The following is a 25,862-nucleotide window of genomic DNA, read 5'->3' as shown; positions in this document are numbered from 1 at the left end:
CGTCATGTTATGGAGGTACTGAAAGGGTGGGACTTATTGTAGCCGTTTGAGTCTTTGAATGATTCATCAGTCAGCAGATAGGGATGTGTCTCTTCAAGTATCTGCGCCAGATGAACGGGCATCCGGTCCAGCTGATAGGCACAAATGAGAGGGAAGGAAAGAGCGTCGACAGCCCAATCGATATGCTCTTCCAATTCGCGTATCAGGTCGAGCGGTTCGTGCATCGTTGCCCATTCCACGTGCGCCCAGCAGCGGAAGGACACATCGTTTTCCAGGAAGGGCTGGACTGTGGTGTTGAAGTATTCGACAATGGAAGGCGGATGATAGCCCCCGCTTGAGTAGTAGAAATCGAAGTTCTTGATGAAGTGCAGCAATTCAAGATCGGATGAAGTGAGGACCTTTTGCAGTTCTTTGTAAATCTGCGGGTATAGGCGTTCGTTATCGATGAATAAGATGTGTTCATTCTGCTCGATGCCTAATCGGATGTAGTTGACGGCCTGCTGGATGTACAAGTCCATGTTTGTATAGGAATACAGGATGTGGACATTCCGTTCTGAACGTAACAACGCACGTAGAGTCGAATCCATGGAAACCAACCTTTCTACTAGGGAATTGGCAAAGCGGATGTCTGGCAAGTGTACCATTAAAAGACAGTGATGGATACAGGGGAAAAGTTTTTATCGCAAAAAAGCAGGAAGTCGACTGGATCCGGCCGGCTTCCTGCTTATTTCATCTGCTGATTGTACGTATCACGGAGTGACCCCTATACGGATGCTTCGTAAATCGATTTAACGGCTTCTTCAAGTGTCTTATTGAATTCCTCATCGGTCTGACTGGCATTCAGATCCTGGCTGAGGGCCCGGGAGAAGCTCGCGATCAGGCCGTCGTTCTCCTTCAGTTTTTCGTTGGCGACATCCGTCGAGTAGCCGCCGGACAGGGCGACGACACGGACGACACGAGGATGCTCGATCAGTTCCCGGTACGCATTCACTTCGGTCGGGATCGTCACCTTCAGCATGACGTTCTGATCGTCGTCCAGCTGATTGAGATGGTTGAGGATCTCCGCTTTCAACATCGTTTCGCACGCAGGCTTGCTCGAACTATGGATATCCACTTCCGGCTCGATGATCGGCACCAGTCCGGCGGCGATGATCTGCCGGCCGACCTCGAACTGCTGATCGACGACCGCTCTGATGCCTTCTTCGTTCGGTTCTTTGATGACGGAGCGCATCTTCGTCCCGAATATATGCCGCTCGTTCGCGCGGCGCAGCGTATCGTCCAGATCATCGATCGGTTTCATCAGCTGGACACCGTTCTTCTCCTCGGCCAGCCCTTTGTCGATTTTCAGGAAGGGGACGATCCCTTTCTTTTCTGCCAGGTAGTCCCCTGTATACATGCCGTCGATCTCGCGGTCCATCGTCTGCTCGAACAGGATGGCACCGAGGATATAGTCGGAACTGAAGGCAGGGGAAGTGATGATCCGTGTCCGCATATCATGGACGAGATCGAACATTTCTTCGTCACCCGAGTAGCTGTCTTCCGCTACGCCATAGGCGGCCAGCGCTTTCGGGGTGCTGCCTCCGCTCTGATCCAGTGCCGCGATGAACCCTTTGCCGTTTTTCACTTTGTCGAATTGCTGTTCATTCATTCCGATTCACTCCTCATTGAATAATGGGTGCTTCTGGTAATGTGCTGAATACGTATGGAATTGACTGATCTCTCTTCATGTTACCATGAAGCGGCCCTTTCAAACCAACAATACAGGACGGCCTCTGTCTGAAAGCGGGCAGCCTTTCTATCAAGAGAAATCAAAAAAGCCATCCGGAACTGGCGTCCGGATGGTCCTGAAGATTCAAAGGCTGCGGCCTGCCATCAGTTCGTGACCGGCAAGAGAGGATATTTCCAGACCTTTCATCGGTGTTCCGATGCCTTTCGACAGCTGCGAAATCAGTTCGTAGTTCCTGTAATCCGCAGAGGCCTGCACGATGGCCCGCGCAAATGCTTCGGGATTATCGGATTTGAAAATACCGGAGCCGACGAATACACCATCCGCTCCGAGTTCCATCATGAGTGCAGCATCGGCCGGCGTTGCAACGCCGCCTGCGGAGAAGTTCAGCACCGGCAGTCGTCCGGCTTCACGGATCGACATTAGAACATCGTAAGGCGCACCGAGATTTCGGGCTTCCGTCATCAGTTCCGCCGGATCCATCTCCACTATCTTTTTCACTTCGGCATTGATCATCCGGAGATGACGGACAGCTTCGACGATATTGCCTGTGCCCGGTTCGCCTTTAGTGCGCAGCATTTTAGCACCTTCCCCTAGCCGGCGTGCCGCTTCTCCGAGATTGCGGGCACCGCAGACGAACGGCACGCGGAAATCACTTTTCAGCAGATGGAATTCTTCATCAGCCGGCGTCAGCACCTCGCTTTCGTCAATGCAGTCTACGCCGAGGGACTCCAGGACACGCGCTTCCGAAATGTGACCGATCCGTGCTTTTGCCATAACTGGAATCGATACCGCTTTTTGCACCTCTTTAACAATTCGCGGATCTGCCATGCGGGCCACGCCGCCAGCCGCACGGATGTCCGAAGGCACGCGTTCGAGGGCCATGACAGCGACTGCACCGGCAGCCTCTGCAATTTTTGCCTGTTCACCATTAATGACATCCATGATGACGCCGCCGTAAGACAGTTCAATATTCATGATGATTCCTCCTTTTCTGAATCCAGTATGGCGTATATGTGATCACGTGAAAATATTCAAAAGTGGATTTATTGATAAGGTCAGATGGGTTATACGCAGATATCTGTTGTACCTGAATCGGATTATGGAGGATAATTGAAGTGAGTGAGGAAAGGAGAGGGTATTGTGAAAAGCCGCATTCCTAAAGAGGTCGTCGCGTCTTTGCTGGCTGCGACAACCGTCCTGCTGGCACTGCCGCCATTTAATCTGCCGCCATGGGCGCTGTTCATTGGCTGGGCGGGCACATTTGCTGCAGGAGGACCGAACAGCATCGTGATGAAGAAGATTTGGATAACTATGCCGATCGGCTCACTCACAGCGGCGATCATCGTACTTGTGAAAGATTACTACTTCGGCTCGTTTCTGAGCGGGGGCGCCTACATTGCCGCTGAAATGGGGACGATCTTTTTCTTCAACTGCCTGATGATGCTCCTCGGCCGGACAAGATGGTTTCCATTCGTGCCGGGTATGTTTTTCGGATTTGCCAGCTTCTTCGCAACGTACTATGGCGGCTGGGGACCGGTCGATCACAGTGTCTGGTCTGCGTTCATTGCAGTAGTTTTCATGAATGCCATGGGACCGATCTACGCCTGGCTTACTGAGAACTTATCAGCAGGGACAGTTTCAAGACATTGACAGACAGCCTCTGCCGGCCGTGACGGCAGAGGCTGTCTTTGTCAGGTCCATCGATAAAAGAACAAGACAACGATGGAAACGGCGACAATCCCAAAAGCAATCCAAAGAACAAGGGATGGCGTATAGACAACAGCCGACGCACCGGCTCCGACACCCACTGTAAACGTCAGAATCCCGATAGCCAGATGAAGAAAATCACGGCGGGCTTTCAGATCTTTCTCAAAAACGATTTTATAAAGATGGCCCATCATATTGCGCGCATTACCGGTCATAATGCCGTTATTGACAGCTGTCGAGCCGATTTTCCGGAATGTGGTCAGTGCATAGCCTGCGAGCATACCGAGTACAGTCACTTCCAGGGCCATGCTGATTGAATGCTGAAAAATAGCAAGCAGCAGAAGAAGAAGGGCCTGTACATATAAGAACAGTCTGTATTTCTGAAGGCCGCCTGCTGTGAAGCGTGCCAGCAGTATTTCACCCAAAAATGCACCGCCGAGGAAACCGGCAAAGGACAGGACGTTGTCGATGGCTTCATAAGGACTGCCGGTGAACAGCTTCACGCCGAATGTCACCATATTACCGGTTTGCGCACTGACAAAGACATGATTCAGTCCCGTGAAGGTGTAGGCATCGATGAAGCCCATTAAAAAAGCGGCCACTACTGTCAGAAATGTAGTGATGCGCATCGTGTGGAATAGTTCGCGTTCCATAGTCGGCTCCTTTCTGCCGGTTGTGCCGGAAGCAATCGTTGGACTAGCGCCAGACAATACACCAATCGACCCTGCTTGCGACAACCTATAACAAGTTCTCGACATTTTACGACAAATTCCGACGTGCGATATGCAAAATGTGATATGATGTACCAATTGAGTTCACTCATTAAATCATACAGAAATCTTATCAAAAAAGCACACAAAATAAGGAGGAATTCTAAATGGCCAGTGATAGACGAGATGACACGGCACAAGGGAATGCGCAGCATCAGCAGGACCTGAGCCGCCGGAAATTCCTGAAGAATTCCGGTCTGCTTGCCGGCGGACTGGTAGGCGGCGGCTTATTCGGAGGACTGCTGACAGGCAGTCTCGAGAAGAAAGAGGAAAAGAAGAAAATTGCACCGGTAAAAAAAGAATCGATGGTGATGGAAGCCCGTCAATTCTTCTCAAGACAGCATGACTTTGATGTGCTGACAGCGGCAACTGAGCAGATTTTCCCGGAAGATGAGCACGGACCGGGAGCCATCAAGCTCGGGGTTCCCTATTATATCGATAAGCAGCTGGCAGGCCGTTGGGGCATTAACGGGCGCGATTACCGACACAGTCCCTATGCCGTCAAGCTGGATGATACGGATAAGAGTGCAGGACCGGCCGGAGAACAGTCGATCCTCGACCGGGGCGATATCTTCATGCTCGGACTGCGCAAGCTGGACGACGAGAGCCAGAAACGGTTCAAAATCGGTTTTGATGAAGCGGAAGAAGAGCGGCAGATCGAAATTCTGCAGGACTTCGATGACGGCAAAGTCGCAATGAATGGCGTAACATCCGCGGAATTCTTCAATCTGCTGCTGCAGGCAACACTGGAAGGAGCTTATTCCGATCCCTTATATGGCGGCAACAAGGATATGGAAGGCTGGAAGATGAAAGAATTTCCGGGAGCACAGGCTTCCTATGCCGGCTATATCGAACAGGAAGAATTCAAGAAACTGGAACCGGTCAGTCTGCGCGACTATCAAGGACACTAAGCGGCCAAAAATGAGGAGGAAAGACAATGGTGAAGAAACTTCAGAAAGTGGACGCAGTCATCGTCGGTTCCGGCTGGACAGGCGGCATCGCGGCTGCAGAACTGACAAAAGCCGGCTACAATGTCGTCATCCTGGAACGGGGCGGAGACAAGAAACACGAGGACTTCGTCGGTACGAAGGACGAACTGCGCTACTCGAAACGATATGACCTGATGCAGGATCTGAACAAAACCACCATCACATCACGGAATTCGATGGACAAGGAAGCCATTCCTGTCCGGAACAATTCGAATGCACGACTCGGGAACCATACAGGCGGAGCAGGGAATCATTGGAACGGCATGGCATTCCGCTGGCTCCCATATGATTTTGAAATATACAGCAAAACGGTGGAACGCTACGGCAAAGGGAAAATCCCTAAAAATTCCACGATGCAGGACTGGGGCATTTCATACGACGAGCTCGAGCCTTATTATGATAAATACGAGAAAACAGCAGGGATTTCAGGTGAGGAAAATCCAATCGGGCCCCCGCGTTCCGACAAGTATCCGAACCCGCCTATGAAAATGACACCGACCATCCGCCTGTTCAGCGAAGCGACAAAGGAACTTGGGTACCATCCGTACAGGATTCCGTCTGCGAACAACTCCCAGACATACACGAATCCGGATGGAGAGAAGATCAATGGCTGTGTGTACTGCGCCTTCTGTGAGGAATACGGCTGCGATTTCGGCGCGAAAGCCGACCCGATCGGCACGGTGCTCGCCACTGCCTCGAAGACTGGCAAGCTTGAAATCCGCAACGGGGCGAATGTCAACCGAGTGAGTCATGACGGCAGCAAGGCGAACGGACTGGTCTATACGGATATTACGACCGGCCAGGAATTCGAACAGCCGGCTGATCTCGTCGTGCTGGCAGGATTCGTCTTCACGAACACCCAGCTGCTGCTGACGTCCAAGATCGGCACGCCATACAACCCGGCGACGGGCCAGGGGATCATCGGCAAGAACTTCACAGGCCACTTCAACAACCTGTCGACCTACATCGGGGCACGCGGTTTCTTCGAAGACAAGAAGTTCAACAACTTCATGGGAACAGGCGGTCTCGGCGCATCGATCGATGATTTCAGCGGGGACAACGAGGATCATACCGATCTCGATTACCTCCATGGCTATGAAGTGCACTACAGCCAGCTCGGCACACGGCCGATCGCCCATAACGAAGTACCCGACGGAACACCGAGATGGGGCAAGGAATTCAAGAAGCAGTCGCTGAAATACTTCAACCGGAACCTGTTCATCACAGCACAGAGCGGTTTCCTGCCGAACAAGACGACATACATGGATCTCGATCCGACGTATAAGGATGCACTCGGCAATCCGCTTTTGCGTGTGACCGTGACATACGATCAGCAGGACCGCAACCGGGCGAAAGCCGGTGTGGCGCGCTGTGAGGAAATCATGAAGCAGATGGGTGCGGATGATATGCATGTCGATGTCGTCAAGGACGATATCGAGTTCGATCACAAATTCTACACCGATCACTTCTTCGGCGGGACAATCATGGGTTCCGACCCATCGAACTCCGCAGTGAATACGTATTCCCAAATGTGGGACATGGACAATCTGTTTGTTGTCGGCGGCTCGACATTCCCGCACAACAGCAACTACAATCCGACCGTCACGATCGGTGCGTTCGCGTACCGCGCAGCCGAAGGGATGATCAAATTCCTGAAAGAAGGCGGCAATGTTGCGCAGGCAGCATTGGAGACGAACGCCTGATCATACAGACGAACGGCCCTGTCCCCAAGCGGAACAGGGCCGTTTCTGCGGGGAAAGGGAAATCCGGCCGCTTTCTCGGACCGGGTGCTTTCTGCAACTGCAAACATGAAACCATAGGCGGCCGATAGCCGTACTGTACGGTATACTGGTGTCAAAAGGAGGGAACCCTAATTGTCCAATACCTACACGAGCATGACGGGCTGCGCAGGATGCCTGCTGCCGATCATTGGTGTGATCCTCGCGATCATCGGTATCTTCGTTTCGGGAACCGGGCTGTACATGGCGGCGGGCGTGATGGCGGCTTTCGGAATTCTCATTTTCACCATCTCGCTGAAAACAGAGACGCGGCGCAAAAAGAAGCAGCGGGAGAAACTCTTTACCTATTCGCAGCCGGGTGTCGATTTCACTAAACTCCCTTCTGCGGCATCGTGGGATCTGCTGTCAAGGATTGCTGTGGATTTCCGGGAACAGCGCTTGTACATATGGACCGCTTTCGATAAGACAGGGCAGATCGTGAAGAAACCTTTCTACGGCATGGACTACCGGGTGACCGAATACGGCTTTGGTGAAGTAGTAGCCGCCGCCCTTGTCGAGAACCGGAGGACAGAAGCGGTTGCGGCTGCCTGCAGCACGGTATCGATCAGGGAGTATATCGCCGACACCATCACCAAAAGCAAGAAACTGGGCATCAGTCAGGATGAGAATGGCCGGATCCAGTTGCTGGCGCTCATTGTGCAGACCGATGATATCATTGCGCCGTTCCACCGGCTGAACTTCTACTACGAGGAGTCTGCGAATATCGCCAAAGACTCGGTGGACTATGAGGATGCGAGGGGCAGTCTGCAGAAGTGGATGAATTATATGAATGAATTGCTGGAAATGACGCATCCGGACAGCGTCGAACGGCTGCAGGATCCAGCCGGTATCCCGTCACTGGAGGAAGAACCGGAGTATGCCGAGGACGGCTTTGAGGAAGACGTCCCGGATGCTTCGAGCTTCTTGGAGGAAGTCCTGACAACCCCTTCATCTCCTGAGGAGGCAACTGCCAGTTTGGATACTGACAGGGGAACCGCTAAGGACAGGCAGGCCGGGGAACTGTCTTATTTCGAAAAAGTCCTGGCAGAAAATAAGCGGATGATGGATCGGCAGCAGGACGAACAATGAAAAAACCGTGAGGCGGGACATCCGCCTTACGGTTTTTCAATATTCCGGAGTGTTGAGTATGCCGTGTCGTGTGACTTGTTGACGACCGAGATGCTGCCGTCGGTCTCTAAAATGACCGCTACCGCTTCTTCCAGGGAAGCAAGGCCGCTCGACCTGGCCGCCTGCAGGATTTCCACTTCCAAAACGCGTTCTTTTTTCATCGTCTTTTCTATGAACTGCCCGCGGTAATATAATAATTGAGGTTCCGATTTAATGAGCTGACTGACAGTTCCGGAACGCACGGATAGCCAGGCAACTGCATACTGCATGCCGATCAGGACGATGAATGCAGTCATTCCTTCTGCCAGCGCAACCTTTTTGGTGAGAAGGATTGTGGCCAGAGTGGAGCCGAGGGCAACGGTCACGACAAAGTCGAAGGCGTTCATCTTCGCCAAGGTGCGTTTGCCGGAAACGCGCAATATGATGATCAATCCTATGTAACTGAGTATGCCGACAGCAACAGTCCGGAGTATCGGTTCCCATCCATTGAAAAACACAGTTCACCTCTAAGGTAAGACGTAGTTACGGGTTGTGTTACCCTGCTGTGGAGCTTTTGAAACGGGTTCGGAGCTGGCCAGTGGAACGGAACGCATACAAAAAAGCGTGAGACTGCTGTCTTCACGCTTTGTACCGTTCGGCCGGAATGAGCACGGTCCGCTGCAGGGCCGCGCCGCCCATCGAGACATTCTGCGGGCGGACCGCATACTCCTTGCCGTCCACAACGTAGAAGCCGTTCCCTTTGTATTCCGCGCGGCGGCCCTGTTTCTCCAGTTCGGCTGTCACTTCCTCCGCCTGTTTGCTGAGACTTGAATGGCGATGATCCAAGTCGAGGGTGATATTGCCTTTCCGGTAGCCCATCAGTACATTGAAGAGAAGAAGGGCTGCTGCAAGAATGGCGATGACAATCAATGCATTCATCACATCCGTTCCTCCGTTTCTGGTGACAATCTACCAACATTCTATGCTTAGTATATCATTAATTTGAAGAATATTCATACTTCAATATGAAAACAGAGGAGCTGTCTTTGCAAAAGACAGCTCCTCCGCGTGTGCATCAGTTTTATGCTTCGGCTTTAGCCGTATGATGGCGGCCGATCGGTATAGTGAACGGCGAACCGGAAATCGGATCCTCGATGACCATGCAGTCCATGCCGAATATGTCCAGCATCGATTCAGCAGTTACGACCTGCTTGGGGGTTCCTTCGTAAATGAGTTCACCGGTGCGGAGCGCGAACATGTAGTCCGCATAGCGGGCCGACAGGTTGATGTCATGGAGCACCATGACGATCGTCGTGCCATATTTGTGATTCAGGTCCGTCAGCAGGTCGAGGATTTCAACCTGGTACGTAATATCAAGGAATGTCGTCGGCTCGTCGAGGAACAGGATATCGGTCTGCTGGGCCAGTGCCATGGCGATCCAGACACGCTGGCGCTGACCGCCAGACAGTTCATCGATATTGCGGTTTGCGAGTTCGGTGATATCCATGATTTCCATCGCTTCGGCGACTGCCTCGTAATCTTTGGCACTCCATCCGCTCAGCAGGGACTGATGCGGAAAGCGGCCGCGTCCGACGAGATCGGCGACAGTGATGCCTTCCGGGACGATCGGCGACTGCGGCAGCATGCCGAGCACGCGGGCGAGCTTTTTGGACGGCATGCTGCCGATCGGTTGTCCGTCGAGCAGGACGCTGCCTGCCGACGGCTTGATGAGGCGGGCCATCGTTTTCAGCAGCGTCGACTTGCCGCAGGCGTTGGCCCCGATGATGACGCTGATCTTGCCGCTCGGAATTTCCAGATCGATCCCCTTCAAGATCGTTTTCTGGTCGTAGCCGGCCTGCAGCCGGTCTGCCTGGAAGCGGTGTGTCGGTTTCATCATAATTCCCCCTTTCGGTTCATGCGGATGAGCAGGTAGATCAGGTACGGCGCCCCGATGATCCCGGTGATGACGCCGGCGGGATACCGTGCCGTGAATGCGAACTGCCCGATCAGATCCGCCGCAAGGACAAGGTTGACACCTACGAGACCGGCGGGGATGACTGCTGAAAAGCCGGCGCCGACAAGGCGTTTGGCGATCGGACCCGAGAGGAACGCGACGAATGCGATCGGTCCCGTGGTCGCTGTTGCGATCGAGATCATGATGACAGATGCGACAATGAGAACGATGCGTGTGAAATCTGTCCGGACTCCGAGTGACGACGCCGCCTGCTCGCCGAGTTCGAGGATGCTGAGCTGTTTACTGAGCACCAGGACGACCGGTGTGCCGATCAGGACAGCGATGAGGAGCGGCGGCAGCTGATCCATCTTCGAGCCGTTCAGACTGCCGCTGAGCCAGCGGAAAGCAGCCGGCAGATCCTGCTCGGCGCCGATCAGAAGCAGGTAAGAGATGAGCGCATCGAGCATCGCCTGGATACCGATTCCGACCAGGATCAGGCGGCCGATGGAGAATGTCCTGCCGCGTGACAGCAAGTAGATGAGCACTACGGTCGCAAGGCCTGCCGCAACGGAGACCGCTGATACGACCGCGCCGCTCGTATGCAGGATGACGATGCAGAAGACTGCTGCTGCACTCGAACCGGTCGTGATGCCGATGACGTTCGGATTTGCCAGGGGATTGCGCAGCATTGTCTGGAACACGGTTCCGGCCAGACCGAATGCGAACCCTGCAAATAGGCCGGCCAGCATGCGCGGAAGCCGAATCGTCGAGACAGCGAACGACGCGCCCGGAATCTGCTCGCCCGATAATGCCCGGAGAACGGTGCCGAGAGGATAGATCGTATTGCCGAGCATCAGCATGGTGCCGCACAGGACCGCTGCGAGCGCGGCAAGACTGATGGTGACGAGACGGAACCGCCGTGCACGCTGTTTTCTTCCTGTTTGAATGTATCGTATCGTATCTTTTATCATAGTGACCGCACTTTCGATTTCATCGCTAATAGTATGAGGAGCGGAGCCCCGATGAACGCCGTGACGACGCCCACTTCCAATTCTCCCGGACTGCCGAGGAGCCTGCCCGCGACGTCCGAGGCTGTTAAGATGATCGCCCCGGCAAACGCGGACATGGGGATGACAAACCGCAGATCAGGCCCGAGAATGAGCCGCATGACATGCGTTGCAAGCAGTCCGATGAAGCCGATCGGACCGGCCAGCGCTGTCGCAGCGCCGCAGAGGAGAACTGCACCGAGTGCTGAAATCACGCGGATCACCCCTGTCCGCACACCAAGCCCCTTCGCCACGTCATCACCGAGCGCCAGCGCATTCAGCGCAGGACCCGAGACGATGGCAAGGAACAATCCGATGATCAGGAACGGCGCAAATGTGGAGACCGAGCTCCAATTGCCTGCACCGACACTGCCGACCTGCCAGAAGCGGAACTGATCCATGACGTGCGAGCGGGGGATCAGGATGGCTAAAACAAGCGAAGACAGGGCCGCGCTGGTGGCGGCTCCTGCCAAGACTAGTTTTATAGGGGTTGCGCCGCTTCTGCCGAGAGAGCCGATGCCGAATACGAAGACGGCAGTGATGGCAGCTCCTGCAAGTGCGAGCCAGATATACTGGCTGGCCGTACTGATATGCAGGAATGCGATTCCGCCGACGACGAACAGGGACGCCCCCGTATTGACGCCGAGAATGCTCGGGTCCGCAATCGGATTGCGGGTGACCGACTGCATGAGTGCCCCCGATACACCGAGTGCTGCTCCGCAGAACAGGCTGAACACCGTACGGGAGATCCGTTTCCGCACAACATCCGCACCGTATGTATGGACATCCGGGTGGAACAGTCCGTCGATGAGCTCCTGCAGGCCGACGGTGCGCGACCCGAAAGCGAGAGAAGCGGCAGCACATGCTGCAATCAGGATGAAGCTGCCGGCCAGCACAATCCAGAAATGCTTGGGAAAGTGGAAACTGAGCGGTTTGCGCTTGGCGATGACCGGGTTAGTCATTGACCTTATCTGCTGCGTCAGCCAGCAGTTTCACATAGTCGTCGAGAGTATAGGCGATGGAGAGAGGATTCGGGTTGCCGGACGCTGCAAGCGGCGTGTTGTCTCCGATGAAGACAATGGAACCGCGCTCGATCGCGGGGATTTTGCCGAGCAAAGGATCAGCTTTGACCGCTTCGTACAGATCGTTTCCACCATACCCGACGATGATGTCCGCATCATTCAGAAGATCCGCGTTTTCAGCGCTGAATTCGAACGAATAGCTGTCAGGATCCGTGATGGCATCAGTGACTGTCTTCGGATAGTCCATGCCGAGCTCGTTCAGGAATTCTCCGCGTGGGTCTGCAGGTGTGTACAGATGCAGTTTCGACATGTCCTGTGCAGAGAAGTTAACCCATGCAACCGTTTTCCCTTTGAGCTGCGGGTACTTGTCTGCTGCCTGCTGGATTTTCTCTTCCGTATCCTTGATGAGCTGTTCGCCCTCTTGTTTCATGCCCATACCTTCAGAGTTCAGGAGCACCTGTTCACGCCATGTCGTAGCCCAAGGCTTGTCCGGATATGCGATGACAGGAGCGATTTCACTTAACGTATCGTAATCTTCCTGTGTGATTCCCGAGTAGGCAGCGAGGATGACATCCGGCTTCGAGTCTGAGATCGCCTCGAAATCCAGTCCGTCCGTATCCTGGTAGATGTTCGGGTCCGAGGCGTCCAGCTCTTTCAGCCTTTCGGCAGTCCATGGAAGCATACCGCTGTCATCCTGGACACCATAGTTTGCAGCGGAGAAGCCGACCGGAACCACACCGAGCGCAAGAGCAACATCGTGGTTCGCCCATTGTACGGTCGCGACCCGTTCCGGTTTGCTCTCGATCACCGTTTCGCCGAAGGCATGCTTGATAGTGATCGGGTACTGTGTATCATCTGCTGCATCTTCTGATGTATCCGTTTCTGATGGATCGCCGCTGCCGGATGGCTCTTGAGCCGGTTTGCTTTCAGATGCTTTCTGACCGGAACAGCCGGCCAGCAGAAGCATCATCAGGAAAGCTGTCAGAAGTGCGGAGATGGATAGTTTCTTTTTTGCATTCATGAATTGTTCCCTCCTGGATTTTCATTGATAATCATTCTCAATTTCTTTTTCTACTGTATAGGCATACGGCTGACATGTCAACAAGTTTCAGGAATTGTCAATCACCCGCCATGCAGGTTCCTTCAGTCGTTTTCACCTGCCCGGGATGCTATAGTGAAAGAAAGCGCTTTACTATAAGGGAGGAGAAAGAATATGAAGATTGAAATCTGGTCTGATTTTGTGTGTCCATTCTGTTACATCGGAAAACGGAAGCTGGAAAGTGCTCTGGAAGAATTCCGCGGGAAGGACCGTGTGGAAATCGAGTTCAGGAGCTACCAGCTGGATCCGGATGCAGAAGAGTATCATGGTCAGGACTTCTATGAGAGCATGGGCAAGAAGTTCGGCAGTGCTGAACAGTCGAAGCAGATGATGCAGTCGATCGCCGTGCAGGCAGCGGAGGTCGGTCTCGATTTCCGGTTTGATACGATGAAACCTACGAATACGTTCAATGCGCACCGCATGACGAAGTTTGCACAGCTGCATGGCAAAGATGATGTGCTGGCTGAGAAAATCCTATATGCGAATTTCACAGAATCCAGGGATGTCGGCAATACAGCGGTGCTCACAGAGCTGGCGATGGACGTCGGCCTGCCGAAAGACGAGGCAGAGAAAGTTGCCAATGATCCGGATGCATTCGCCGGGGACGTGCGGGCGGATATCGAACTGGCGAGACAGTTCAGCGTCACGGGTGTTCCGTTCTTCGTGTTCAACCGGAAATATGCCATTTCGGGTGCTCAGCCAAAGGAAGCGTTCCTGCAGGCGCTTGAGAAAGTGCTCGAGGAGGAACCGGTCATGCCATTCGAGGACTTGGCGACGGAAAGCGGTGCTGGCACGTGCACAGACGGCAGCTGCGAGGTACCGGAACAGGAGAAATGATAGGAGACCGTGCAGAGGACACTGCACGGTTTTTGTCCGTTTCCCGAACAGCTGCATCAGCATGAAGGTTGCCACTGTGCTATAGTGAGGTACCAAATCCTTTTAAAAGAAGGCGACTAAATGATAGAAATCCGAACGTCCAAAATCAGTGATGGCGTGTTCAACAGAGGTGTGTTCGCAACCTGTGCAATCCCGAAAGGCCAGCTGCTGCACGAGGCACCGGTGATCGCCTATCCGAACGAGCAGCACAAATACATCGAACAGACACTGCTCGCAGATTATGCGTTCGAGTATGGAGTGGGCCGTTCTGCCATCCTGCTCGGCTATGGAATGCTGTTCAACCATTCCTACACGCCGAATGCGACGTACGACATCAATTTCCGGAACGAAACATTCGATTTCTTTGCCTACCGGGATATCGCAGAGGGCGAAGAGATCTTCATCAACTACAACGGCGACGTCGATGACCAGGACGAACTCTGGTTTGCAGACGGGGAAGCCGAGTCTGCAGATTGACAATTAGTTGTGGAATGAATACCGCTTGCCTGGCGCTGACCGGGTGAGCGGTTTTTTGCGTGTTCACGCGTGAGCGGCCGGCGCTCAAGCGAGACTGTTTGGTGATCAAGCAGGCGGCGGAATGCTCAAGCGGGCGGCGGAACGCTCAAGCGGGCGGCGGAATGCTCAAGCAGGCGGAGGAACGCTCAAGCAGGCGGAGGAACGCTCAAGCAGGCGGCGGAACGCTCAAGCGGGCAGCGGAACGCTCAAGCGGGTAGCGGAACGCGCAAGCGGGCGAAGGAACGCTCAAGCAGGCGGAGGAACGCTCAAGCGCGATCATTCGTGCTCAAGTGAGGTTGAGAAGCGCTCAAGCTGGATCGCCTTGCGCTCAAGTCCCACACGCTGCGCACAGTCAAAAGAATTTATTGGTAAAAACCTTTTCTTCGCGGCCGTCTGCCGTGCGGGAAGGGGAGCTGTCACCGCGGAATGGAGCGGTTATCCGGATGATATGAGCGGTTACCGGAGGGAAATGATCACTCAGCCGTTGGAATGGATCACTCAGCTGGCTTGAGAGATGTCGTCAGCTGCAGAAACGGAAATATTTTGCAAACTGTCTATCACAGAATTACCAAATCGTGTATGATGAAGAGACAGAGAATTTCATCAAATCAAGGGGCGGGATCTCCATGAATAGATGGATGAAGAATGGCATCCTGTATGGCGGCATCATCGGGCTGGCGCTCGGACTGCTGCTGTCGAAGTACACGATGACCAGTTATAAAGATGAATTTACAATCATCACCTACTTGCCGGTATATGACTACGCCGTTGCGGTGCTCCGATACGGGGCGATCGGTGTGCTGATCGGGATGTTCGTCGCGTGGCGGAAAAACAAAGCTGCGGATGACGGACCGAAAACGTACTATGGCGAAGTGTTCCTCGGTGTCTTGTTCCTGAGCTGCGGTATCGCCGCGCTTTCGTACCTGTTCGAATGACTTGGAGGGGTGACAGGATGAATGCTCGATTTTCTGCAGTCCTTCTATCCGCTGTTCTGCTGCTTTCCGGCTGTGCCTTCTGGGATGGCATCCGCGGCTGTCCGGATGGGGAAATCGAGTGGGCGGACGTGCTGAAACTCGAGGATATCCGGTATGCCTCTGCCTGGCATGGGCCGGATGATGCAATGACGGTGGCACCGGGAAAGGAACTCGGAACAGTCCGCTACATGCTCGCCGACCATGCCTGCTCGAATCACAAGCTGCGGAACGGGGATTGCGCATTTCTCCCGGTCGGCACGGAAGTATTCGAAGCACAAGGTTACAAGCCGGAGTTCCGGGTGATGGCGGACGGCCGCCTGTTCGAAGCGACAGACAGTCCCGATGCTGAAACCCTCGGTGACTTCATCGACATCGATGGAAAAGTGACCCGCATCCTTTTCCTGGACCAGGATGAAAGACTGCGGGGAGAATTGATGGAGAAGGAAGCCGCTGCCTTTACCGAGGAATACTTGCAGCTGTCCTACGAGCACGACAAGGATATCGCGGACGAAACAACATGGGATCATGCATTGTTCGTGGAATTTCATCTGCAAGATGGCACCACTTACCGGACGATCTACTGGATGGATGAGAACATCCTTGGGAATGACGCATATGGGACGCCCGCCGTGAAAGCGATCGTGGAACGGGCTGTTGGCGAGTGACAGCGGTCAAAACGGGAAGAGGCTGAGGTAGAGGTGATCCATGATGAAATCAGTAGGGAAAACGATCGTACTATTGACGCTTGGGATCCTGCTGGCTGCGTGTTCTCTGCAATCCGAAGAGCGGAAGAAAGGCGAGCTGGTCCGGATCGATGTCCAGCAGGTCGAGGAAAACGGGACAAAAAGCGAGGAACAGATTGTCACGGATCCAGACGACCTGGACGCTGCCCGAAAAGCGATCGGGAATACGGAATGGCGGCCGAATAAGGAACTGGAAATGAAAAGAGCGGAAGACACAGTGGCCACCTTCTTCTATAGAAAAGATGAAAACATGCCGGAGTCACTGACCGAGTACCGGATCTGGTTCGAAGAAGATGATTCCGCCACGCTCTTCAGCAACGACGAGGAAGAGCGCTACGGCAAGCTGAATCCGGAGAATGGCCAGATTTTGAAAAACCTATTCTGGGAAAATTGAGGAGGACAGCGGATGAAGGATATGTTGACGACAGTCGAGGGCTGTCTGCTCAAAACGATCGTTTGCGGGAACCTGACAGCAGTACAGCTCGACGGAGGCTGGCTCTATCGGATGGCGGGCCCAGTCCTGCAGTTCGAGCGGACAAATCAAGATGAAACCATGACGTTCTGGAAGCTGGACAGTCAGGAAACGGAAGAAGGCGACGATATTCTGCAACTGACGGCGACTGCCGACATCGAGGAGGTTCCATACCTTGAATGGAGCAGTGACTTCAATTCCCTTCCGGTCACTGGTTCCTCCATTCAGCCGGATCAGGCCGACAGCGAAACTGTGACAGGCTATGGGTTTCATCATCAGGGGGATGGCTGTTTAACTGCCGTTGGCCTGAAAGTGTCCGGTGGAGTCATCGTGATGAAAGCGGAGGCAGGGGGTTTGGTGACTGTCCTGTTCACGGACGAAATACCGGACGATCTCGGAAGTGAGCTGGAGATAAAACATGCGTGATGGAGACTGAACAATCAGGAAAGAAGGCGGACGGAGAGAAACCATTTCCAGTTTCAGACGTACAAGTAAGACAACTACGGGAGTCCACCCAAGCAGACCGTCCATCCAGTAATATTCAGATCAGCCGATTCGTGCTCTGCTTTCTGCTAGTCTCCGCAGTAACTATTGCGGACAACCTGATTTTTCGACAGGAGCTGTGGCTCCCCCAGGCTCTGTCCACAGCACTCGGCGCGGCGGCGGGCATCGTCTTTCTGGACCCATTGTTCTTAGGGAGATTGAGAAGGTAAGAGGAGGAATTCCATGAAAATCGAACAAGTACGACCGGCAGCGATTACTGCTTCGTTAGCGGCGTTCGTCGGGCTGATCCTGATGTTTGCGAGCCCCTTATTCGGCACAAAACTGGGAGCCGTCTGGCGTTCCAGCCAAGGGGAATATGCGGACAGCAGCGAGTTCCTGACGGTGACCAAGACTTACATCAACGGTTTCTTCATCACCGGCAGCATCCTCCTGGCAGTGGGAGCTATGGCAGGCGCTGTCACGTACTTTGCCGTGTTGTACTTCGGATTGGAACAGACGGTGGAACCGGCAGACCTGGCAGCGGATGACGTACAGGAGCCGCAATAATAATAAATGAAGGGAGAGGGTGACATGGCGGTGACTGTGCTCATCATGGGACTGTTCATTGTATTGGGCTTCATCTTCCGGACAGGAAAAGCTTCCTTTCTAATCGCGGGATTCAATACGCTCCCAGCAGAGGAACAGGAAACGTACGACAAACCGGCCCTCAGCCGATTCATGGGCAACATGATGTTCCTCCTGGCGCTCAGCATGGTGCTGTGGCTGCTCAGTGATCTCTATGATGCTGACTGGCTCCTATATACAGGCATCGGCCTGTTCTGTGCCATCATTGCCGGCATGCTCGTGTACTTGAATACCGGGAACCGGTTCAAGAAGTGAAGCGGTCGGCACTACTGAATGAAAGAGGAGGACTGCTATGAACCAGCTGTTCGGTGTGTTGATCATCTGTTTAGGACTGCTGACGACAGCCATCATGCTCGATTCGTTCTGGCCCATCATAGCGGTCTTCCTGATCGGCGGCCTGCTGCTCGTGCTGTCAGATATGAAGAAACCAGCCAATCATGAGACGGTTTCGGATGAAGAGATTGAAGAAGAAGTGATGAAAATCCAGAGGTCTGAATGAGGGAAATGGAAAGATCAGACGGGGAGGGGAAGGGGTGAAAACATCTATTGTATTGATTCTTCTCGCTTCAATGATCATGTCATTTCTACTATCGTTATTTGTATGGCAAAAAAGACAGAACTTACGGCTCAGTCTGCTGGCTGCTGTTATGACCAACACAGTCATATTAGCCTTGGCAACGTACATATTTTATCGGTTGGATCTCCAGACAACCCCTAAACAAGCGGAAGGGCTGTTCGCCAGTTTAGGTATGACGGTATTTATCACTTTCATTCCGATTCTGACAATCATCGACCTTTGGGCCATTTCCCTGTGGAAGACGGCAGGTAAGCGCACGGCCAATCTATGACAGAGTTACTGTCCTGAGATAGTAAGTAGTAATAGATAAGCAACTCGATGTTTAGTCCTCAAAAATTGAGAAACCGCGGAGGAGCGAGCCATGAAAACATTTTTAAGAATCCAGCTGCTCAGTCCGCTGTATGCCGTGATGGTGTTTCTCCCGATAGAGATGGTGACGAATCTCACGCGTCTTAGCCGGCTGACGGGATGGAGCCTGAACTTGACAATGATGGTATCCGCTATCGTTGCTGTACTGTCCGTCCTGATACTCTCAGTGGTGATCGCCCGCATGACGAAACGCTGGCTGAACCACCGCAAAGCCTCCTATTGGTCCGTTTTGTTCTGGCTGCCGTACGTCATCCTGTTCACATTCCTGTTCGCCGAGCTCTTTCCGATCACCAGCCCGGCCGACAAAGGAGGGCCTGGAGACGGTCTCGTCATTCTGGGCATGCTCTTCCTGTATCCGCTGTATGTCTGCTGCTGAATAGTTTCAGCGCATTCTCCTACAATGAGCCCCCGGAGGTACACAGTGAAATAAATGCAACCGCCAATGGATCCGGCAAGATGCCGCTGGCAAGGAAATGTTAAAAGAGGTGCATGAACGTGGTTACATTGATTCAAACAAGTATCATCATTCTCGCCGCATTTGGTGTGATGTGGCTCGTCCGGAAACTGGCAGCGAAAGTCTTTCGCATCGAAGAGACGGCGGACACGGCCGCAGAGTATTATGAGGAACGTTCCCGACAGAGAACTGACAGCCTATTGAGAGACTACTCCCTCGTCGTACTCGTCGTTGCCGTTGTGATCGCTGTCGCGTATTTCAACGAATCCTTTCCGATGATCCTGATCACAGCTTACGTACTGCTCGCAATCCGGATGCTCGTCAAAGCGTATCTGGAATGGAAACGGTCGAGTCATCCGAAACGGGCCATCTATACCGTCACGGACACGCTCGTCCTGCTGGGCCTGGTGATCACCTTGCTGCAGACAGGGGTTGTTTCATAAAAAATGTTATACAAGGAGAGGATACAAAGTGCGCTTAGGATTGAAACGTGATGAAGTCAGATTGGAGAGCCACACCTCGGAGTGGAAAAAGGAATTCAACAGAGTGAAACAAGAGATACAAGCTTGCACCGGGCTTGACGCGCATCACATCGAGCACATCGGGAGCACAGCCATCAAGGGAATGCCGGCAAAACCCATTGTGGATATCATGATCGGAATAGATGCTCTGCAAGATGTGGATAAACCGTTACTGACCAAATTTGCGGGCGCTGGATTCCTACGGCTGAAGGTGGAGCGGCCGGGAGAAATCGTATTGGCGAAATTTGCCGATGACATCTGCGAAGTAAAGACGCACTTCATCCACCTGGTGGAGTACCAGCAGGATCTCTGGCACAACCTCCTTTTTTTCAGGAACTATTTGAATGACAATGCAGATGCGAGGCAGCAATACTTGGCCATCAAACAAGAATACCTTACAACCAGCTCATCCGGAATCAAGGCGTACACTGATTTCAAAGAGAGCTTTGTCAAAGAGATCATTGCAAAGCGAATGGAATACGCTCATTCCGAAGAAATCGAGTCACGAAACTAAACAGTGGAGGAGGATTCCATGCACAGTAAAGCCATAGGAAAACGGCGCATTCTCCAGTGGATCGCGCTCGGCATCGTCCAGCTTACATTGATCGTAAAGCTGGTGTTATTCAGTACGGGCGCTGCCCAGAAGTTCGCCTACAGTACACTCGACGCCATGACGTGGATCGGCTTCAGTGCGGGGATCCTGGTGCTTCTCGCGTCTTATTTGGCTTCAGGTAAGGCTGAGCAATCTGACTCGCGAAGACAGCTCGAAGAGTAGGAAATGCATGCACTTCACAAGGGGGAAATCAGGATGTCACAACGCGTACTCATGGCAATTGCCGGAGTAATTGTCGGATGGCTGATCGTCAGCTCTCTCACAAAGGGCTTTGATACGTCCTATCTCATTGGAATTCTGTTCGGGTTTTTAGCAGGCTATGTCGTCAGAAAAGAAGCAGCAACTGAGAGCTGATCGAGAGAGGCATGGCTTCGGTTGAACTTGGACGGTACGAAACCATAATAAGCGGCAGCAGGAAAACGTGAGGGTGAAGGGATGAGCGGGTTTCAAATGATCCAAAACGAAGACGGGACTTGGCAGGTAGCATTCATGCCAGTCCAATGAAGCTGGAAAGAAGCCTGAAGTAAACAACGAGGAGAGGAAACATGGAAATCATACCCTTGCTATTCTTCTACATAGGCTGGATGCTCATGCCCATCTGGTGTCTGGTCTTTTGCCTGAATTTAGTTTCGATTTTGAAGAAGATAAAACATGATGAAAAAACGTCATTCAATACAATGTGGCTTATTTTATCATTTACGATTATTATGTGGACTACAGCATCCATGGGCTTCAATTGAATTAATGACATGATTGCGTCCAATGACGCAAACTGACCAGAATGCTGACCGGAAATATATAGGCTTTACTGTATTAAGAGGTGGTTTACCAATGAGAAATATAAGAGACGCTGCGGCAATTGCTTTGGTTATCGTTATTATCAAGTTAGTATTCAGACTACTCCCGCCCTCAAAAAGGTTTGTTAGTCTTTTTGAAGAGGGGATCTGGGCTGGATTGGGGGTTATCTTAACTTCTTACATAGTTATATTCATTATTGCCCTATTAGTCCTTGCAGTGTTTAGAAAACACAGGTGAAAGTGAGTTGATTGTCAGCTTCCATCATCGAGTGCAAGTCTTAACTATATATCTGCGCCCCATACTGAAGAATCTGGCCATTTGTCGACATAAGGAGGGATGAATATATAGGTAAAGGAGCAATAGCTTACTACTTTATATTTGTATCACGGATAAAGGGGAGGTTTTAATATGCTGGATAGACCGAAATGTGATGTGTGTGGTAAAGAAATAAAAGATGATGGGACGGCGTTTGTTAAATTACATTATCCGAAGAAAAAAGGTTTTACCGAAATCAAAGCTTATATGAAGAACGAAGGAACATTTATTTGTGAAGACTGCGACAAAGATGATAGTAAATAAATTGGCGCACCTATGGAACACGAATGGCATTAATGACATGGTCTTTTCGTTCGTTTGATCAATGTCTTTCAATCTGTTGTGCTGAACGTATTTATAAATATTTTGTGCTGCAAGAGACTGCATATGAAGGAGGCCATGCCATGAAACGAATCCCGAAATTCGCCGTCTGGACAGGTGGGCTGGTGCTGCTGCTCGTTGTGCTGCTGGTGGTGTGGAAGGTGGCGGCGGATCGGGCAGGGAAGAATCTGGCGGATGAGATCCTTCATGACCGTTCGACGTTCGAAGCGTTCGCTGTGGAGATGCGCGGGGATGAGGGCAGCCGGCTGGAAAGTGAGGATGCCGGCCCGTTCGGGGAACTGATGGATTTCCTGGCCGCGTATGAGGTGAAGAAAGTGAAGGAGCCGGACGGCACTGATTTGGCGGGAGGCTTCGAATTGTTCGTGAGATCGGCGGACCGTTCGGCTTCTGAGCACTTCATCATCCTGGAGGATTCCGTGTATTCGTCGGGCACCGGGCATTATGAAGTGGTCAATGGGCCGATCGATCTTGCGTGGGTCAGGTCTTTTATGGATCGGCTCACACCTGATCCCGAGTGATTGATCTGCTGTTTCAAAATTTGCCGGATAAGCAGAGTTTTTAGGAGGGATGACGTGATCAGAAAGAGCTTGCTGTTTGTTGCCGTATTCTTTCTGTGTAAGCTGCTGTACCAATGGCTGTTCAGCACTCATATCCGCTGGAAGGAAGACATCGGCATGGCAGCGATCGGATTTTTTGTTTTCCTGCTTTTTGAATGGGCCGATCACCGGCATGAAGTGAACCAACCTGAATAGAAACGAGGAATCGTATGAAACGGATCGCATTGTATGTGGCCGTGCTGCTGGCGGTATTGACAGTAGCTGGCTGCTCGAACACAGAGAAAGAGGGAGCCTCCCAATCGGCGGTCTCGGTGAAGGACTATTCGCCGACGGACCGGGAGAGTGAATTGATCAGCAAGACGGGGATCAATCAGGTGGAGTATTTCACGCTGAACGCGACGCTTGCAGAGGGGGAGGACCTTCAGTATTCCGTGGAGGTCTATCGAAATGGCAAATTGTCGGAAGAACGCACGAAAACCTATGGGGACCCGGAGCGGAACTATAAAGATGCCATCATTTCCTTCGGTGTGGATGGCTTCAACGATGAGGAGGGTCCGTTCGAGCTCATCAATGGTGTCCCCGGCGGAACTGGGACATCCAGCTACCCGAATATGATGACGTCTTTCACATTCAACAAACTGGTGAAGGGTAAAATCGACTTGGTGAAAGACAAGCCGGTCTATCTGGCGTCCTGGCAGGGGACGACGAAGGATAGCCTGTCCTCCCATACCAACGAAACCGGCGAGCTGCCGGAAGGTCTGGAGGATTCGGAGCTGGTGTTCCTCTATAAGCTTCTGTGGACGGACGCGGAGGAATGAAATAGGCAGATGAAGGAGGCACGGCCCAGTCCATGGGCCGTGTTTTTTCATGGGTTTTTCCTAGTATCGGACAGATCGGCCGGGATATCGGACAGATGATGTGAAGTATCGGACATATGACCGGTAATATCGGACATAACGTGTGAAGTATCGGACACTTCGCCGAATTTATCGGCATCCAGGCACAATTCAAGGGCTGGCTTGTGCTCGCCTGCGGCTCGTTTCTGTGGCGGCCGGCATTGGATCCTTTGTGCACGTACAAAAGACAGCGGCACGCCGAGGCGCCGCTGCTGTCATTCCCGTGTTTCTTCCACGAAGACCTGATGCTCCTCGAAGAACGGCCTTAGGTTCTCGCCGGACACTTCTTCTGCGGTGCGGATGAAGTCGGCGGTCGTGGTGATCCCGAAACGGTGGTCTTTGACGTATGTACGGAGGGTCGTCCAGAACGGGGCTTCGCCGATTTCGTCGTGCAGGTCGCGCAGCATGCCGGCGCCGCCATCGTAAATGATGTCCCCGTACCGGTCGTAGTCGTCTTCCGCGAAATCATCGACGGAGGAGGTGATCGAGTAGTCGTCCGCCTCTTCATCGATCCAATCAAAATCCACGGTATCATAGTATGCAGCATAGGAGGCGAACGTCGTCAGCGATTCGTCGAGCCACGGTTCGCGATACGTATTGCTGCCGACGAGGCTGTAGAACCATTGATGGGCGATTTCGTGCGCCACCGTGACGCCGAGCTCCTCCTCGTCGGGCACATGAGGCGTGTTGACCGTCACGAGCTGAGGATATTCCATCCCGCCGTCGAAGTCGGCCGAGTAGTCGGCGCTTGCGATGGTGAGCGAATCCCATGGATATTCACCGAACCAGCCTTCATAACGTGGCAGGACATTGCGCGCCGTCTCCATCATGAGTGCCGCCGTCGCGTCTTCGCCTTCCCGGTAGGCGACCGTCACCTCGGTGCTGCCGATCTGCTCCGTCTTCGTCTGGAACGTCGTATTCATCACGATGAAGAAGTCCCGGACATCTTGCGCGGAAAACCGGGCCGTCTGTTGTCCGTCCGTTTCGGAGCGCTCCGTCTCTTCGCCTGTTGCGAGGATTTCCAGGTCGGCAGGCGCGCTGAATGACAGATCATAGTCGCCGGTCACCGAATAATAGGACTCCCCATATGGGAAATAGGGCGGTATGTTCCAACCGTGCCCATCATGGACGGCAAGAATCGGGAACCAGCTGCCGAGCGAGACTTGGCGCTCCGACCAGCCGAAGCGGCCCGGCTGGTCGGGCACGGGGATGGTGAACTCGAGGTCGGCAACCGCCGCTGCCCCGTCTTCGATGGAAATGCCCTGCACTGTCAGTACGGTGCCGTCAAGGTCCGCGTCGGCCGGCTTGCCGTTCACCCGGACATTCCGGATGTCGGCGCCGCGGTCCCCGAACTCCTCGGCATTCGGCCATACATTGAACAGCACTTCATCCATCGGTTCGCCGAGGTTGTTCTGGAAAGTCACGTTAAGCCGGCCGGACACCACATGTTCCGTTTCATCATAGTCGGCTTCGATCGTGTAGTGCGGATCCGCCGGGCCATAGGCGATCGAGTCTGTGGCGAGCGCCTCGGCAGGATAGGCATCGCCTTCCGGAGCCGGCCGTTCCTTGTCCGTGCAGCCGGTAAGTGCAAACACCAGCAGCAGGGTAGCGAGATATTTTGGCATGAAAGAAGCCCCTTTCCGTGTAGGTGTTGTTCATCTATCGTATCACGTGCAGTTTTTGAAATGAAATAGATGCAATAAAACCAGGAATGTTAATAATAGTTTACATTATGTTAAGTATAGTATACATTTGAAGAAAGGGGTGACGCGATGCTGAAAAACCGGGTGAAGGAACTGCGGGCCCGCCGGAGCCTGACACAGATTGAACTTGCCAAGCAGGCAGGTGTCACCAGGCAGACGATCGGGTTCATCGAAAAAGGGGAGTTCTCCCCGTCGATCACCTTATCGTTGAGACTTGCGAAGGCGCTCGAATGTGACATTAACGAAATCTTTTGGCTGGAAGGAGAGGAAGACGATGAAGGATGATCTGCGGCTGACGTATCCGCTCTGGCAGATGGCGGGAATCGGGATTGCGATCTGTTTTGTCCTGCTGATCGGCTATGCCGGAAGTTTTAACATGTTTGCGGATGGTGGCCTTGAAGTCGAATTGAGTTTCAATACGCTCACGGGGGCTGCGGCCATTGCTACATTGCTGGTGTTCGTGCTCTATGTTGTGTTATTTCTCAGACGGGTGGCAAGACACAACCGGGAGTTTCCGGATCACCCTATCTCACATGTCAAATTTAGACCGCAGGAGTATATGGAGGATGATGAATTGTTCGAAGTGTTCACGCAGCGGGCGACGAAAAAGGTCTATGCTTATTTCAATATCCTGCTGCCGGCACTGATAGCGGTCTTTTGCCTGGTGCCGATTCCGAAGACGTGGATCATCGTCATCATCTGTCTGGCGTCCATGGGCCAGTATTTCATCTACTATCGGACGATGCGATCGTATGTAGCCGCAGAGTGAAAACCGCCGTTTCAGCAGGCTCCAGAAAACCCCCGTTC

General features: G+C 52.9%; 36 protein-coding genes. 25 read left to right on the top strand and 11 right to left on the bottom strand.

From position 1 onward, the window contains the following. Positions 1–2: 2 nt before the first annotated feature. The 3 genes from BN1190_RS00895 to pdxS form a co-directional block, all read right to left on the bottom strand. A complete protein-coding gene (locus BN1190_RS00895; RefSeq protein WP_040285132.1) occupies positions 3–587 on the bottom strand; it encodes an MEDS domain-containing protein in 585 nt (194 codons plus the stop codon). Between the two features lie 176 nt (positions 588–763). After that, on the bottom strand, positions 764–1,648 hold the full coding sequence (locus BN1190_RS00890) for a fructose bisphosphate aldolase (protein ID WP_040285131.1): 885 nt from the start codon (positions 1,646–1,648) through the stop codon (positions 764–766). Between the two features lie 204 nt (positions 1,649–1,852). Next, entirely contained in the window at positions 1,853–2,704 is an 852-nt protein-coding gene (gene pdxS, locus BN1190_RS00885; protein WP_040285130.1) for a pyridoxal 5'-phosphate synthase lyase subunit PdxS, read from the bottom strand. A gap of 165 nt (positions 2,705–2,869) precedes the next feature. Between pdxS and BN1190_RS00880 the strand changes: the two genes are divergently transcribed. Then, positions 2,870–3,379: a DUF1097 domain-containing protein gene (locus BN1190_RS00880; protein WP_040285129.1), complete on the top strand. Its 510-nt coding sequence runs from the start codon at positions 2,870–2,872 to the stop codon at positions 3,377–3,379. Between the two features lie 41 nt (positions 3,380–3,420). Here the strand turns inward: BN1190_RS00880 and BN1190_RS00875 are convergent, their stop codons facing one another. Continuing rightward, on the bottom strand, positions 3,421–4,089 hold the full coding sequence (locus tag BN1190_RS00875) for a YoaK family protein (RefSeq protein WP_052461625.1): 669 nt from the start codon (positions 4,087–4,089) through the stop codon (positions 3,421–3,423). Positions 4,090–4,313: 224 nt separating this feature from the next. Between BN1190_RS00875 and BN1190_RS00870 the strand changes: the two genes are divergently transcribed. The 3 genes from BN1190_RS00870 to BN1190_RS00860 all read left to right on the top strand — a co-directional run bounded on the left by BN1190_RS00870 (position 4,314) and on the right by BN1190_RS00860 (position 8,062). Beyond that, the gene (locus BN1190_RS00870; RefSeq protein WP_052461624.1) at positions 4,314–5,117 is read left to right on the top strand and encodes a gluconate 2-dehydrogenase subunit 3 family protein; all 804 of its coding nucleotides are present in this window, start codon (positions 4,314–4,316) and stop codon (positions 5,115–5,117) included. A 26-nt stretch (positions 5,118–5,143) separates the two neighbouring features. Further along, positions 5,144–6,898, top strand: coding sequence for a GMC family oxidoreductase (locus BN1190_RS00865; protein ID WP_040285128.1), 1,755 nt, complete (start codon positions 5,144–5,146; stop codon positions 6,896–6,898). Positions 6,899–7,069: 171 nt separating this feature from the next. Further along, positions 7,070–8,062 (top strand): hypothetical protein, encoded by a 993-nt coding sequence (locus BN1190_RS00860; protein ID WP_040285127.1) that lies wholly within the window; start codon positions 7,070–7,072, stop codon positions 8,060–8,062. Between the two features lie 26 nt (positions 8,063–8,088). Here the strand turns inward: BN1190_RS00860 and BN1190_RS00855 are convergent, their stop codons facing one another. From BN1190_RS00855 to BN1190_RS00830, 6 genes are all read right to left on the bottom strand, one after another. Continuing rightward, complete coding sequence (locus BN1190_RS00855) at positions 8,089–8,598, bottom strand: DUF421 domain-containing protein (protein ID WP_040285126.1); 510 nt, start codon at positions 8,596–8,598, stop codon at positions 8,089–8,091. A 121-nt stretch (positions 8,599–8,719) separates the two neighbouring features. Then, positions 8,720–9,019, bottom strand: coding sequence for a hypothetical protein (locus tag BN1190_RS00850; protein ID WP_040285125.1), 300 nt, complete (start codon positions 9,017–9,019; stop codon positions 8,720–8,722). 142 nt (positions 9,020–9,161) lie between these two features. After that, a complete protein-coding gene (locus BN1190_RS00845; protein WP_040285124.1) occupies positions 9,162–9,974 on the bottom strand; it encodes an ABC transporter ATP-binding protein in 813 nt (270 codons plus the stop codon). Further along, complete coding sequence (locus BN1190_RS00840) at positions 9,974–11,005, bottom strand: FecCD family ABC transporter permease (protein ID WP_040285123.1); 1,032 nt, start codon at positions 11,003–11,005, stop codon at positions 9,974–9,976. Before BN1190_RS00840 ends, BN1190_RS00845 begins: the two co-directional genes overlap by 1 nt. Further along, positions 11,002–12,042 carry a FecCD family ABC transporter permease gene (locus BN1190_RS00835; protein ID WP_052461623.1) on the bottom strand — a complete coding sequence of 347 codons (1,041 nt, stop codon included), beginning with the start codon at positions 12,040–12,042 and terminating at the stop codon, positions 11,002–11,004. Before BN1190_RS00835 ends, BN1190_RS00840 begins: the two co-directional genes overlap by 4 nt. Then, positions 12,035–13,123, bottom strand: coding sequence for an iron-siderophore ABC transporter substrate-binding protein (locus BN1190_RS00830; protein WP_040285122.1), 1,089 nt, complete (start codon positions 13,121–13,123; stop codon positions 12,035–12,037). Before BN1190_RS00830 ends, BN1190_RS00835 begins: the two co-directional genes overlap by 8 nt. Before the next feature lie 192 nt (positions 13,124–13,315). On the opposite strand from BN1190_RS00830, the gene BN1190_RS00825 reads away from it, so the two are divergent. From BN1190_RS00825 to BN1190_RS00720, 19 genes are all read left to right on the top strand, one after another. Next, positions 13,316–14,038 carry a DsbA family oxidoreductase gene (locus BN1190_RS00825; protein ID WP_040285121.1) on the top strand — a complete coding sequence of 241 codons (723 nt, stop codon included), beginning with the start codon at positions 13,316–13,318 and terminating at the stop codon, positions 14,036–14,038. A gap of 120 nt (positions 14,039–14,158) precedes the next feature. After that, complete coding sequence (locus BN1190_RS00820; RefSeq protein WP_040285120.1) at positions 14,159–14,554, top strand: SET domain-containing protein; 396 nt, start codon at positions 14,159–14,161, stop codon at positions 14,552–14,554. A gap of 665 nt (positions 14,555–15,219) precedes the next feature. Further along, positions 15,220–15,528 (top strand): hypothetical protein, encoded by a 309-nt coding sequence (locus tag BN1190_RS00810; protein ID WP_144036063.1) that lies wholly within the window; start codon positions 15,220–15,222, stop codon positions 15,526–15,528. Between the two features lie 17 nt (positions 15,529–15,545). Continuing rightward, positions 15,546–16,232 (top strand): hypothetical protein, encoded by a 687-nt coding sequence (locus BN1190_RS00805; RefSeq protein ID WP_040285117.1) that lies wholly within the window; start codon positions 15,546–15,548, stop codon positions 16,230–16,232. A gap of 40 nt (positions 16,233–16,272) precedes the next feature. Then, complete coding sequence (locus BN1190_RS00800; protein WP_052461622.1) at positions 16,273–16,704, top strand: hypothetical protein; 432 nt, start codon at positions 16,273–16,275, stop codon at positions 16,702–16,704. A 12-nt stretch (positions 16,705–16,716) separates the two neighbouring features. Further along, positions 16,717–17,208, top strand: coding sequence for a hypothetical protein (locus BN1190_RS00795; protein WP_040285116.1), 492 nt, complete (start codon positions 16,717–16,719; stop codon positions 17,206–17,208). 300 nt (positions 17,209–17,508) lie between these two features. Further along, positions 17,509–17,832 (top strand): hypothetical protein, encoded by a 324-nt coding sequence (locus BN1190_RS00785; RefSeq protein ID WP_052461621.1) that lies wholly within the window; start codon positions 17,509–17,511, stop codon positions 17,830–17,832. 24 nt (positions 17,833–17,856) lie between these two features. Next, entirely contained in the window at positions 17,857–18,165 is a 309-nt protein-coding gene (locus BN1190_RS00780) for a DUF3784 domain-containing protein (protein WP_082023218.1), read from the top strand. Between the two features lie 37 nt (positions 18,166–18,202). Continuing rightward, a complete protein-coding gene (locus tag BN1190_RS00775; protein ID WP_040285114.1) occupies positions 18,203–18,409 on the top strand; it encodes a hypothetical protein in 207 nt (68 codons plus the stop codon). A gap of 34 nt (positions 18,410–18,443) precedes the next feature. Next, on the top strand, positions 18,444–18,758 hold the full coding sequence (locus tag BN1190_RS00770) for a hypothetical protein (protein ID WP_040285113.1): 315 nt from the start codon (positions 18,444–18,446) through the stop codon (positions 18,756–18,758). A 90-nt stretch (positions 18,759–18,848) separates the two neighbouring features. Then, on the top strand, positions 18,849–19,232 hold the full coding sequence (locus BN1190_RS00765) for a hypothetical protein (protein WP_040285112.1): 384 nt from the start codon (positions 18,849–18,851) through the stop codon (positions 19,230–19,232). Between the two features lie 119 nt (positions 19,233–19,351). Continuing rightward, positions 19,352–19,753 carry a DUF4181 domain-containing protein gene (locus BN1190_RS00760; RefSeq protein WP_040285111.1) on the top strand — a complete coding sequence of 134 codons (402 nt, stop codon included), beginning with the start codon at positions 19,352–19,354 and terminating at the stop codon, positions 19,751–19,753. Between the two features lie 28 nt (positions 19,754–19,781). Beyond that, positions 19,782–20,345 (top strand): GrpB family protein, encoded by a 564-nt coding sequence (locus tag BN1190_RS00755; protein WP_052461620.1) that lies wholly within the window; start codon positions 19,782–19,784, stop codon positions 20,343–20,345. Positions 20,346–20,363: 18 nt separating this feature from the next. Next, the gene (locus tag BN1190_RS00750) at positions 20,364–20,606 is read left to right on the top strand and encodes a hypothetical protein (protein WP_040285110.1); all 243 of its coding nucleotides are present in this window, start codon (positions 20,364–20,366) and stop codon (positions 20,604–20,606) included. A 33-nt stretch (positions 20,607–20,639) separates the two neighbouring features. Continuing rightward, positions 20,640–20,798 carry a hypothetical protein gene (locus tag BN1190_RS14945; protein WP_179860726.1) on the top strand — a complete coding sequence of 53 codons (159 nt, stop codon included), beginning with the start codon at positions 20,640–20,642 and terminating at the stop codon, positions 20,796–20,798. Between the two features lie 852 nt (positions 20,799–21,650). Further along, positions 21,651–21,821, top strand: a complete 171-nt coding sequence (locus tag BN1190_RS00735) for a hypothetical protein (protein ID WP_040285107.1) — start codon at positions 21,651–21,653, stop codon at positions 21,819–21,821. Positions 21,822–21,961: 140 nt separating this feature from the next. Next, entirely contained in the window at positions 21,962–22,417 is a 456-nt protein-coding gene (locus tag BN1190_RS00730; RefSeq protein WP_040285106.1) for a hypothetical protein, read from the top strand. A 54-nt stretch (positions 22,418–22,471) separates the two neighbouring features. Beyond that, positions 22,472–22,651 (top strand): hypothetical protein, encoded by a 180-nt coding sequence (locus tag BN1190_RS00725; protein WP_040285105.1) that lies wholly within the window; start codon positions 22,472–22,474, stop codon positions 22,649–22,651. A gap of 14 nt (positions 22,652–22,665) precedes the next feature. Further along, positions 22,666–23,274 carry a hypothetical protein gene (locus BN1190_RS00720; protein ID WP_040285104.1) on the top strand — a complete coding sequence of 203 codons (609 nt, stop codon included), beginning with the start codon at positions 22,666–22,668 and terminating at the stop codon, positions 23,272–23,274. A gap of 293 nt (positions 23,275–23,567) precedes the next feature. Here the strand turns inward: BN1190_RS00720 and BN1190_RS00715 are convergent, their stop codons facing one another. Next, positions 23,568–24,977, bottom strand: coding sequence for a M1 family metallopeptidase (locus BN1190_RS00715; protein ID WP_040285103.1), 1,410 nt, complete (start codon positions 24,975–24,977; stop codon positions 23,568–23,570). A 147-nt stretch (positions 24,978–25,124) separates the two neighbouring features. Between BN1190_RS00715 and BN1190_RS00710 the strand changes: the two genes are divergently transcribed. Beyond that, the gene (locus BN1190_RS00710; RefSeq protein ID WP_040285102.1) at positions 25,125–25,340 is read left to right on the top strand and encodes a helix-turn-helix transcriptional regulator; all 216 of its coding nucleotides are present in this window, start codon (positions 25,125–25,127) and stop codon (positions 25,338–25,340) included. After that, the gene (locus BN1190_RS00705) at positions 25,330–25,824 is read left to right on the top strand and encodes a hypothetical protein (protein WP_040285101.1); all 495 of its coding nucleotides are present in this window, start codon (positions 25,330–25,332) and stop codon (positions 25,822–25,824) included. The genes BN1190_RS00710 and BN1190_RS00705 overlap by 11 nt, the downstream gene beginning before the upstream one ends. Positions 25,825–25,862: the final 38 nt, after the last annotated feature.

This window comes from Sporosarcina koreensis, assembly GCF_000826145.2.
Classification (GTDB): Bacteria; Bacillota; Bacilli; order Bacillales_A; family Planococcaceae; genus Sporosarcina; species Sporosarcina trichiuri.
The sequence above is the reverse complement of the archived record's forward strand: the minus strand, read 5'-3'. Positions and strand labels throughout refer to the sequence as shown.